Annotated in this window: 8 protein-coding genes; 3 read left to right on the plus strand and 5 right to left on the minus strand. The window is 69.6% G+C overall.

Features of this window, described 5'->3' with window-relative positions; all coding sequences use genetic code 11:
* Positions 1–120: 120 nt before the first annotated feature.
* Positions 121–1,209 (plus strand): NADH:flavin oxidoreductase/NADH oxidase, encoded by a 1,089-nt coding sequence (locus tag CLV54_RS12845; protein WP_100345366.1) that lies wholly within the window; start codon positions 121–123, stop codon positions 1,207–1,209.
* Between the two features lie 73 nt (positions 1,210–1,282).
* Here the strand turns inward: CLV54_RS12845 and CLV54_RS12850 are convergent, their stop codons facing one another.
* Positions 1,283–2,332, minus strand: coding sequence for a hemolysin family protein (locus tag CLV54_RS12850; protein ID WP_100345367.1), 1,050 nt, complete (start codon positions 2,330–2,332; stop codon positions 1,283–1,285).
* Entirely contained in the window at positions 2,325–3,632 is a 1,308-nt protein-coding gene (locus tag CLV54_RS12855; protein WP_100345368.1) for a hemolysin family protein, read from the minus strand. The genes CLV54_RS12850 and CLV54_RS12855 overlap by 8 nt, the downstream gene beginning before the upstream one ends.
* Before the next feature lie 271 nt (positions 3,633–3,903).
* Between CLV54_RS12855 and CLV54_RS12860 the strand changes: the two genes are divergently transcribed.
* Positions 3,904–4,902 carry a type IV toxin-antitoxin system AbiEi family antitoxin domain-containing protein gene (locus CLV54_RS12860; RefSeq protein ID WP_100345369.1) on the plus strand — a complete coding sequence of 333 codons (999 nt, stop codon included), beginning with the start codon at positions 3,904–3,906 and terminating at the stop codon, positions 4,900–4,902.
* Between the two features lie 40 nt (positions 4,903–4,942).
* Here CLV54_RS12860 and guaB1 read toward each other — a convergent pair whose 3' ends face one another.
* Positions 4,943–6,382, minus strand: a complete 1,440-nt coding sequence (gene guaB1, locus CLV54_RS12865) for a GMP reductase (protein WP_100345370.1) — start codon at positions 6,380–6,382, stop codon at positions 4,943–4,945.
* Between the two features lie 133 nt (positions 6,383–6,515).
* Between guaB1 and CLV54_RS12870 the strand changes: the two genes are divergently transcribed.
* Complete coding sequence (locus tag CLV54_RS12870) at positions 6,516–10,385, plus strand: multifunctional oxoglutarate decarboxylase/oxoglutarate dehydrogenase thiamine pyrophosphate-binding subunit/dihydrolipoyllysine-residue succinyltransferase subunit (RefSeq protein ID WP_100345371.1); 3,870 nt, start codon at positions 6,516–6,518, stop codon at positions 10,383–10,385.
* 75 nt (positions 10,386–10,460) lie between these two features.
* Here the strand turns inward: CLV54_RS12870 and CLV54_RS12875 are convergent, their stop codons facing one another.
* On the minus strand, positions 10,461–10,703 hold the full coding sequence (locus CLV54_RS12875) for a zf-HC2 domain-containing protein (RefSeq protein ID WP_100345372.1): 243 nt from the start codon (positions 10,701–10,703) through the stop codon (positions 10,461–10,463).
* Entirely contained in the window at positions 10,700–11,323 is a 624-nt protein-coding gene (locus CLV54_RS12880) for a sigma-70 family RNA polymerase sigma factor (protein ID WP_245861723.1), read from the minus strand. Before CLV54_RS12880 ends, CLV54_RS12875 begins: the two co-directional genes overlap by 4 nt.
* Positions 11,324–11,466: the final 143 nt, after the last annotated feature.

Raw genomic sequence — 11,466 nt, forward strand, 5'->3', positions numbered from 1 at the left:
CCGCCGGCATCCACTCGGTTGCAGTTGAATGGGCTCGCGCGCCTGGCACGACCCCCCGGTTCGCACGACCCGCCAGAGCCCGCCAGACCCCGCCGGACCCCGACCGAAAGCCCCCGCTCAATGACTGCTCCGAGCCAGCTGTTCACCCCCCTGACGATCCGCGGCACCACCTTCCGCAACCGGCTGTGGGCGCCGCCGATGTGCCAGTACTCGGTGCTCGATCGCGACGGCGTGCCCACGGACTGGCATCTGATGCACCTCGGTTCGATCGCCTCGGGCGGCGCGGGGCTCGTGATCGCGGAGGCGACCGGCATCAGCCCGGAAGGCCGCATCTCGCCCCACGACACGGGCCTCTGGAACGACGAGCAGGTCGAGGCCTGGTCGAGGATCACCGCGTTCATCCGCTCGCAGGGCGCCGTCGCGGGCGTGCAGCTCGGCCACGCGGGGCGCAAGGCCTCCACCTGGCCGGTCTGGGGCTCCGACGGCCGCACCGGCACCGTGCCGGAGGAGGACGGCGGATGGCAGACGGTCGGCCCCTCCGCGATCCCCTACGACGGCTTCGCGGCACCCCTCGCGCTCACCGTCGAGCAGATCCGGGGCATCGTCGACGACTTCGCCGCGGCCGCCCGTCGTGCGGTCGAGGCCGGCTTCGAGCTCGTCGAGCTGCACGGAGCGCACGGCTACCTCATCCACCAGTTCCTCTCGCCGCTGAGCAACCAGCGCGACGACGAGTACGGCGGCAGCCTCGAGAACCGGGCCCGACTGCTCCTCGAGGTCGTGCGGGCGGTGCGCGCGGCCGTGGGCGAGGAGCTGCCCGTCTTCGTGAGGCTGTCGGCGACCGACTGGACGGAGGGCGGCCTCGGCGAGCAGGAGACCGCGGTCGTCGCGGGCTGGGCCCGGGCGGCCGGCGCCGACTTCTTCGACATCTCGACGGGTGGCAACGTCACCGCGAGGATCCCCCTCGGCCCGGGCTACCAGGTCTCCTACGCCGAGTACGTGAAAGACAACGGCGGCGTCGAGGTGAGCGCCGTCGGGCTCCTCACGACCGCCCGGGAGGCGGAGGACGTCGTCGCGAGCGGCAGGGCCGACGCCGTCATGATGGGCCGGGAGCTGCTGCGCGACCCGCGGTTCCCGCTGCGGGCCGCACGCGAGCTCGGCGCCGACATCGACTACTGGCCGGGGCAGTACCTGCGCGCGCGCCTGGCCTGACCGGATCGCCTGCCGGCCGGGCCCTCCGAGTCGGCCGCGCGCCGCGCCATCAGTTGGCCGCGCGATCCCGCCATCAGTTGGCCGCGCGATCCCGCCGGGTGGCGTCGCGCACCTCGCCGACGAGCTCCTCGATGATGTCCTCGAGGAAGAGCACTCCGCGGGTCGCCCCCGTCTCGTCGAACGACCGCGCGAGGTGCACACCCGTGCGGCGCATGGTCGCGAGGGCGTCCTCGAGGTCGGTGTTCTCGTAGATGGAGACGATCTGGCGGATGCGCTTGGCGGGCACCGGATGATCCGACTCCCCGTTCTCCAGGTCGATGACGTCTTTCAGGTGCAGGTAGCCGCTGGGCTCCCCCTCGGCGTCCATGATCACGTACCGCGAGAAGCCGTGGCGTGCCACCGCGCGCTCGACGTCGGCCGGGGTGGCGCCCTCGGGCAGGCTCACGAGGCTGTCGGTCGCGATCGCGACATCCTTCACCTTCTTGGTCGTGAACTCGAACGTCGCCTTGAGCGCGCCCGTGGAGTCCTGCAGCAGGCCCTCGCGCGTCGACTGGGAGACGATCGTCGCGACCTCGTCGAGCGTGAAGGTGCTGTTGGCCTCGTTCTTGGGCTCGACCCGGAAGAGCCGCAGCACGCCGTTGGCCGAGGCGTTGAGCGCCACGATGATCGGGCGGAAGACGCGGGCGAAGAACACGAGCGGCGGCGCCAGCAGCAGCACGGCGCGGTCGGGGACCGAGAACGACAGGTTCTTGGGCACCATCTCGCCGAAGACCACGTGCAGATAGGAGACGATCACGAGCGCGATGATGAAGGCGATCGTCGCGATGACCTCCTCAGACCAGCCGGTGAGGCCGAGCGGGATCTCGAGCAGGTGGTGGATGGCCGGCTCGGAGACGTTCAGGATGAGCAGCGAGCAGATCGTGATGCCGAGCTGGGTCGTCGCGAGCATGAGCGTCGCGTGCTCCATCGCGAAGAGCGCCGTCTTGGCGCTGCGCCTGCCCTGATCGGCGAGCGGCTCGATCTGCGAGCGGCGTGCCGAGATGACGGCGAACTCCGCGCCGACGAAGAAGGCGTTGGCCAGCAGCAGCACGACCAGCCAGGCGAGTCCGGCCCAGTCACTCATGGTCGTCCCCCTCCTCGTGCGGCTCCGGATCCGGTGTGTACCTCAGCCGGTCGATGCGGCGACCGTCGAGACGCTCCACCCGCAGCAGGCCGTGTTCGAGGCGCACGGAGTCGCCCACGACCGGCAGCCGGCCGAGCTCGCTCATGACGTAGCCGGCGACGGTCTCGTACGGCCCGTCGTCCGGCACGGTCACGTCGGCGCGCTCGAGCAGCTCGTCGGGGCGCAGCATGCCCGGGAAGGTGAGGGAGTCCCGAGCCCGCACGACGCCGGCGCGGGTGCGGTCGTGCTCGTCGGCGACCTCGCCGATGAGCTCCTCGACGAGATCTTCGAGGGTCGTGATGCCCGCCGTGCCGCCGTACTCGTCGACGACCACGGCCATCTGGAAGCCGCGGCCCCGCAGCTCGGTGAGCAGCGCGTCGAGGCGCATCGTCTCGGGAACCCGCAGCGCCTCGCTCTGCAGCGCGGAGACCGGGACCTTGTCGCGCTTCTTGCGCGGCACGGCGACGGCGTGCTTGATGTGCACGACCCCCACGACGTCGTCGACGCTCTCGTCGATGACCGGGAAGCGCGAGTAGCCCGTGCTGCGGGCGAGATCGAGCACGTCTTGCGCCGTGTCGGTGCGCTCGACCGTCGCCACGCGCAGCCGGGGCGTCATGACGTCGGCCGCCGTGTGGTCGGCGAAGACGAGGGTGCGACTGAGCAGCGAGGCGGTGTCGGCCTCGAGGATGCCGGCACTCGCCGATCGGCGCACGAGCGACGAGAGCTCCTCGGCCGAGCGCGCGCCCGAGAGCTCCTCCTTCGGCTCGACCCCGACGGCGCGCAGCAGCCCGTTGGCGCTGCCGTTGAGCAGCAGCACCGCGGGCTTGAACACCATCGTGAAGACGGTCTGGAACGGGATGACGAGCTTCGCGGTCTGGATGGGCAGCGCGAGGGCGAAGTTCTTGGGCACGAGCTCGCCGATGATCATCGAGAGCAGGGTCGCCACGATGATCGCCACGGTCGCCCCGATCGGCGGCACGGCGCCCTCGGGCAGGCCGATCGCGAGAAGCGGCTCGCGCAGCAGCGAGGAGATCGCGGGCTCCATCGTGTAACCGGTGAGGAGCGTCGTGAGCGTGATGCCCAGTTGCGCGCTCGAGAGGTGCGTCGAGGTGATCTTGAGCGCGGCGATCGTCATGCCGAGCCGGGTCTCGCCGCGGGCGCGGCGCGCCTCGAGCTCAGAACGGTCGAGGTTGACGAGAGCGAACTCGCTCGCGACGAAGAAGCCCGTGCCCACGGTCAGGATGACACCGATGCCGAGCATGATCCACTCATACACGGGCGTCACCCCCGCGGTTCACGGGCGAGGGTCTATGGGAGGGCGATGCGGCAGAGGGAGGGTCGTCCATTGTCCGACCAACTATATCTCACCTTGCGCCTTAGCTTCCGGACATCCGCCCCACGGTGCGCGGTAGGGCGGATGTCCGGAAGCTAAGGCGCAACAGAAAGATGCACAGGATGGCGCGAGGGAGGAGGGTTCCACCGAGACGCACGGGGAAGAGCTCGGGGCGGGCACGACGATGCACGATCGCACCATGGAACGCCACGAACTGAATCTCCTCCACACCTCGTTGCTCGACGAGCGGCAGGACGGCGCGAGCCGAGCACTCCGCCGAGACGCCGCCCACGGCGCCTACGTCCGGGTCGCCCGGGGGAGCTACGCCCCCGCCGACGAATGGCACGCCCTCGATCCACGCGAGCGCCACTGCGTCCGCGCACTGTTGCGAGCGGAGCGGCTCCCGCCACGGCACGTCCTCTCGCATGTCACGGCGGCCGCGCTCTGGGGCCTTCCCATCGCGACCCGTTGGCCGGATGACATCGACGTGACCGTGGACCGCGCGACCGGCGGCCGTTCCGAGGGCCAGGTGCGTCGCCACGCAACGGGTCTCGACGATCTCGAGACCCGTCAGCTCGACGGGGTCACCGTCACGAGCCCTGCCCAGACGGCGGTGGACATCGCGCTCGCTCTGCCATTGCGCTCGTCCGTGGTGGTCCTCGACGCGGTGCTCTCGGCCCGGGGCGGGGCTGCCCTCGCGACGAAGGCCGAGCTCGAGAGGCTGCTCGACACGATGACCGGGCGCCGCGGCATCCGCAGAGCCCGCGCAGCCGTCGACTTCGCGGACGGCCGGGCGGAGTCGCCCGGCGAGTCGATGAGTCGGGCCGTCATCCACGAGCTCGGTTTCCCGCCGCCCATTCTCCAGGAGGCGTTCTTCGACAGGGACGGGCTGATCGGGCGCGTCGACTTCTGGTGGCCGGAGCACAACCTGATCGGCGAGTTCGACGGGATGACGAAGTATCTGTCACCGGAATTGCGCGGGGGCAGGACGGCCGAGCAGGTGGTCGTGACAGAGAAGAGGCGCGAGGACCGTCTGCGCGCGAACGGCCCCCGCGTGGCGCGCTGGATCACCGACGACCTCCGTCGGCGAGGGGCTCTGCGCGCGATCCTGCTGAGCGCCGGGCTCCCGATCACGCATCGACGACCGTCGTTCGTCGCGCGCGGGCCTCGCGGACAAGAGCCCTACCGTGCACGCTAGGGCGCGTGTCCGGACGCTAAGGCGCAACCGGGGGTGGTGGTCACCACGAGACGGGGAGAGCCTTGCCCTCCTCGTAGCCGGCGGCCGACTGGATGCCGACGAGGGCCCGGTCGTGGAACTCGGCGACCGTGCGGGCGCCCGCGTAGGTGAACGAGCTGCGCAGACCCGAGGTGATCATGTCGAGGAGATCCTCGATGGAGGGGCGCAGCGGGTCGATGTAGATCGCGCTGCTCGAGATGCCCTCGGCGAAGAGCTCCTTGCGCGCGAGCTCGTAGGGGTCGAGGCGTCCGAAGCGCTCGTGCACGGCCTTCGTGGAGGCCATGCCCCAGCTCTCCTTGAACAGCCGGCCCGCGGCATCCTTCTGCAGGGTTCCCGGGGCCTCGATCGTGCCGGCGAACCACGAGCCCACCATCACGGATGCCGCGCCCGCCGCGAGCGCGAGTGCGACGTCTCTCGGATACCGCACGCCGCCGTCTGCCCAGACGTGGGCGCCGAGCTCGCGCGCCACCTGGGCCGTCTCGAGCACGGCCGAGAACTGGGGCCGCCCGACCGCGGTCATCATACGCGTCGTGCACATGGCGCCGGGCCCGACGCCCACCTTGAGGATGTCGGCGCCCGCGGCGACGAGGTCGCGCACGGCGCGCTCGGTGACGACGTTGCCCGCGACGATAGGGAGGCCGAGCCGGGCCGCGGCGACGGCCTCGATCGCCTCGATCATGCCCTCCTGGTGGCCGTGCGCCGTGTCGATGACGATCACGTCGACGCCCGCGGCGGCGAGAGCCCGGGCCTTGCCCGCGACGTCGCCGTTGATGCCGACGGCCGCGGCAACCCGCAGCCGCCCGCCCGCGTCGAGCGCCGGCGTGTAGATCGCGGAGCGCAGGGCGCTGCGCCGGCTCAGCGTGCCGACGATGGCGCCGTGGTGGAGAACGGGCGCGAAGTCGATCTCGGCCGCGACCATGAGGTCGAAGGCCTGCCGCCCCGAGGTGACGTCGTCGGCGTCGATCGCGGTGAGCGGGCCGTGCAGCAGATCGCCGAGGCGCGCGTCGTCGAGGGCCGTCGCGAGCCGCTGGGCGGGGATCGTGCCGAGGTAGTCGCCGTCGTCCGAGCGCACGACGATGCCGTGCCCCTCGACGGCGGGCAGCACGCGCAAGGCCTCGGCCACCGTCTGCTCCGGCCCGAGGATGACGGGGGTGTCGAAGGCGACCGGCTGATCCTTGACCCAGCGGATCGCGGCATCCAGACCCTGCAGCGGCATGTCCTGGGGCAGCACGCCCAGGCCGCCCCGCCGGGCGAGTGTCGCGGCCAGTCGCGGGCCGGTCACGGAGTTCATGTTCGCCGCGACGATCGGCAGGGTCGCGCCCGTGCCGTCGTGCGGTTCGAGCGAGACGTCGAGCCTGCTCGTGATGCCCGAATGGCTCGGCACCAGGAAGACGTCGGAGTAGGTCAGATCGTGCCGCGGCGTCGTCCCATAGAACTGCATGGGAATAACGCTACCCCGGCACATTGTTGGCCGCATGCCCGGTCATGGGGATTAGGCTTGACGTTGGTGTGCGGGGTGGGCATACCGCTTTCGAATCGAGAATAAAAATACGCGAGAGAGTGGGCGATCGGCTGTGTCGAGCCAATTGACCGGGACAGGTACCGACGACGGTTCGTCGGGCGAATTCGGAGCCAATGAGTGGCTCGTCGACGAGATGTACGAGCGGTACGTCGTCGACAAGAACTCGGTCGATCAATCCTGGTGGCCCATCCTCGAGAACTACCAGCCGACCGTGACCCAGTCGAGCACCCCCGAGACCCCGGGCGCCCCCGCGACCGAGCCGTCGGCGCCCACGCCGTCCGAGCCCGCTCCCCCTGCACCCATCGAGCCCACCGCGCCGACTCCCGTCGAGCCGACCGCGCCGGCGCCCGCAGAGCCGAGCACCGCCCCGAGCGGTGAGGCCGCGGCATCCAACCCGCCCACCGCACCCGTGCCCGTTCTCGGCACCCAGCCGGTCGCCCGCACGACCTCGATCGCGCCCAAGCCGCAGCCGGTGCCGGCAGACGCCCCCGTCACGGCCCCGCAGAAGATCGTCGACACCGCCGAGCTGCAGCCGGCCGAGAAGCAGGATGTCGTCACCCCCCTGCGCGGAATGGCGAAGTCGCTCGCGACGAACATGGAGGCGAGCCTCACCGTCCCCACGGCCACGAGCGTGCGCACCATCCCCGCGAAGCTCATGATCGACAACCGCATCGTGATCAACAACCACCTCAAGCGCGCACGCGGCGGCAAGGTCTCGTTCACGCACCTCATCGGCTGGGCGCTCATCCAGGCGCTCAAGGAGTTCCCGAGCCAGAACGTCTACTACGAGGAGGTCGACGGCAAGCCCTCCGTGGTCGCCGCCGCCCACGTCAACCTCGGGCTCGCCATCGACATGCCGAAGCCCGACGGAACCCGCGCGCTGCTCGTGCCCGTCATCAAGCGCGCCGACACGATGACCTTCGGCGAGTACCTGGCCGCCTATGAGGAGGTCGTCGCCAAGGCGCGCAGCAACAAGCTCACCGCCGACGACTTCAAGGGCGGCACGATCTCGCTCACCAACCCGGGCGGAATCGGCACCGTGCACTCCGTGCCCCGTCTCATGCGCGGCCAGGGCTGCATCATCGGCGCCGGCGCCCTCGAGTACCCGGCCGAGTTCCAGGGGGCGAGCGAGAAGACCCTCACCGACCTGGCGATCGGCAAGACCATCACGCTCACGAGCACCTACGACCACCGGGTCATCCAGGGCGCGGGCTCGGGCGAGTTCTTGAAGATCGTGCACGAGCTGCTCATCGGCAAGAACGACTTCTACGAAGACATCTTCTCGGCGCTGCGCATCCCCTACGTGCCCATCCACTGGGCGCCCGACATCGCGGTCGACCTCTACGACGCGGTCGGCAAGACGGCGCGCGTGCAGGAGCTCATCAACGCGTTCCGCGTGCGCGGCCACATGATGGCCGACACCGACCCGCTCGAGTACGTGCAGCGCTCGCACCCGGACCTCGACATCTCCAACCACGGCCTCACCTTCTGGGATCTGGACCGCGAGTTCGTCACGGGCGGCTTCGGCGATCGCCGCGCCGCGAAGCTCCGCGACATCATCGGCGTGCTGCGCGACTCCTACTGCCGCAAGATCGGCATCGAGTACATGCACATCCAGGATCCGGGCCAGCGCCAGTGGATCCAGGACAGGGTGGAGCGCAAGTACGAGAAGCCCACGCACGACGAGCAGATGCGCATCCTCGGCAAGCTCAACGAGGCCGAGGCCTTCGAGACCTTCCTGCAGACCAAGTACGTGGGGCAGAAGCGCTTCAGCCTCGAGGGCAGCGAGTCGTCGATCGCCCTGCTCGACGCGATCATCCAGGGCGCGGCCGAGGCCGGGCTCGACGAGGTCGCCATCGGCATGGCGCACCGCGGGCGTCTCAACGTGCTCACGAACATCGCTGGCAAGACCTACGGCCAGATCTTCCGCGAGTTCGAGGGCACTCAAGACCCCCGCACCGTGCAGGGCTCCGGCGACGTCAAGTACCACCTCGGCACCGAGGGCACCTTCCGCGGCGCGGGCGGCGAGGAGATCCCCGTCTACGTGGCCGCGAACCCCTCGCACCTCGAGGCGGTCGACGGCGTGCTCGAGGGCATCGTGCGGGCCAAGCAGGATCGCAAGCCGGCCGGCACCTTCTCGACGCTCCCCGTGCTCGTGCACGGCGACGCCGCGATGGCGGGCCAGGGCGTCGTGCTCGAGACCATGCAGCTCTCTCAGCTGCGCGGCTACAAGACCGGCGGCACGATCCACGTCAACATCAACAACCAGGTCGGCTTCACGACGCCCCCCGGCGAGGGCCGCTCCTCGATCTACTCGACGGATGTCGCGAAGACCATCCAGGCGCCCATCTTCCACGTGAACGGCGACGACCCCGAGGCGGTCGTGCGGGTGGCCGAGCTGGCCTTCCAGTACCGCCAGGAGTTCAAGCGCGACGTCGTCATCGACCTCATCTGCTACCGCCGACGCGGCCACAACGAGGGCGACGACCCCTCGATGACGCAGCCGCTCATGTACAACCTCATCGAGGCCAAGCGCTCGGTGCGCAAGCTCTACACCGAGGCGCTCGTCGGCCGCGGCGACATCACCGAGGAGGAGTACGAGGCGGCGCACCGCGACTTCCAGGACCGCCTCGAGCGAGCCTTCGCCGAGACCCACGCGGCGCAGACCGCGTCGATCCCGATCATCAACCCGAACGCCGACTCGGTCGCCGACCTCGAGCTCCCGCAGGCGCAGCAGCACGACGATGCCACCGGCGAGCCGGAGACGACCGGCGTGAGCGACGCGGTCGTGCAGCAGATCGGCGACGCGTTCAACAATCCGCCCGCCGGCTTCACGGTGCACAACAAACTGCAGCAGCTGCTGCAGAAGCGCCTCGACATGAGCCGCAACGGCAACATCGACTGGGCGTTCGGCGAGCTGCTCGCGCTCGGCTCCGTGCTGCTCGAGGGCACGCCGGTGCGGATGTCGGGCCAGGACACCCGCCGTGGAACCTTCGTTCAGCGCCACGCGGTTCTGCACGACCGCGAGAACGGCCAGGAGTGGCTGCCGCTCGCCAACCTGAGCGACAGCCAGGCCCGGTTCTGGATCTACGACTCGCTGCTGAGCGAGTACGCGGTGCTCGGCTTCGAGTACGGCTACTCGGTCGAGCGCGCAGACGCCCTCGTGCTCTGGGAGGCCCAGTTCGGCGACTTCGCGAACGGCGCCCAGACCATCGTCGACGAGTTCATCTCCTCGGCGGAACAGAAGTGGGGCCAGCGCTCCTCGCTCATCATGCTGCTGCCGCACGGCTACGAGGGCCAGGGTCCCGACCACTCCTCGGCGCGCATCGAGCGCTACCTGCAGCTCTGCGCCGAGAACAACATGACCGTCGCCCGGCCGTCGACGCCGGCCTCGTACTTCCACCTGCTGCGCCGTCAGGCCTATGCACGCCCGCGTCGCCCGCTCATCGTCTTCACGCCGAAGGCCATGCTGCGCCTGCGCGGCGCGACGAGCCCGGTCGAGGACTTCACGACCGGCAGGTTCGAGCCCGTGCTCGACGACGTGCGGGTCACCGACAAGAGCGCCGTCAAGCGCGTCGCGCTCATGGCCGGCAAGGTCTACTACGACCTCGCGGCCGAGCTCGAGAAGCAGGGACGCACCGATATCGCGCTCGTGCGGATGGAGCAGTTCTACCCGGTGCCGATCGAGCAGCTCAACACGGTGATCGAGAGCTACCCGAACGCCGAGCTCGTGTGGGTGCAGGACGAGCCCGAGAACCAGGGCGCCTGGCCGTTCATCTGCCTGGAGGTCGCCAAGCACCTCCGCGGGCGCACGGTGAGCGTCGTCTCGCGCGACGCGGCGGCCTCACCGGCGGCCGGCTCCGCGAAGCGTCACGCGCAGGAGCAGACCGACCTCGTCGCCCGCGCGACGACGCTCGGTTAGGGCAGACACCCGGTTAACGCAGCAAGCGCTCCCCGGGCGACGTTCGCGTCGCCCGGGGAGCGCTTGCTCGAAGCTCTAGTGCTGGCTCTGCATCCCGCGCAGCGACGCCAGCACCTGGGTGCGGAGGTCTTCCGGCGCGGTCTCCTTGCAGGCGCGCCTCACGGCTTCGGTCAGAACGAGCCCGACCCTGTGCTCCTCGGTGCAGCTGACGCAGTTCGCCATGTGCTCGCGAACGTCTGCGGCGTCTTCCTTGCAGAGTTCGTTGTGAAGGTACTCCTCCAGCTCGGCCTTGGCCTTGTCACAACCACAGTCGCTCATCGTGCGCTCCTCGACGCTGTCTGTTTCTTCGCTGCCGGCCGTCCAGGCTGCGCTGCGGAGATACCACGCTCGAGCGCATAGTCAGCAAGGAGGTCCCGCAGCATCCGCCTGCCACGGTGCAGGCGGCTCATCACGGTTCCAATGGGGGTCTTCATCATGTCGGCGATCTCCTGATAGGAGAACCCCTCCACATCGGCGAAATACACTGCCATCCTGAAGTCTTCGGGGATCGCCTGCAGCGCGTCTTTGACGGCGCTGTCGGGCAGGTGGTCGATCGCCTCGGCCTCGGCCGACCGGGTCGAGCTGGAGGTCGTCGACTCGGCCCCTCCGAGCTGCCAGTCCTCGAGGTCGTCGATCGTGCCCTGGTAGGGCTCGCGCTGCTTCTTGCGATACGTGTTGATGAACGTGTTCGTCAGGATGCGGTACAGCCAGGCCTTCAGATTGGTGCCCTGTTCGAACTGCGCGAACGCCGCGTACGCCTTCACGAAGGTCTCTTGGACGAGGTCTTGGGCATCGGCGGGGTTGCGCGTCATTCGGAGGGCAGCGGCGTACAGCTGGTCGATGAAAGGCAGGGCCTGCTCTTCGAACAGTCGAGGCAACGGTGTGGCATCGGAAGTCATCACCCGCAATCCTACGGCTCGCGCTCCGGAGCCGCGTCCGGGTTGACGTACACTGCCGGTCTGCGCCGTACGAGGGCCGAGCTGCACGGGCACCTGCTCGCCCAGGGAGACGCTCACGACCGGGTGCTCCAACACCGCTGCTG

The sequence above is a fragment of the Compostimonas suwonensis genome (assembly GCF_002797855.1).
GTDB classification, from domain to species: domain Bacteria; phylum Actinomycetota; class Actinomycetes; order Actinomycetales; family Microbacteriaceae; genus Compostimonas; species Compostimonas suwonensis.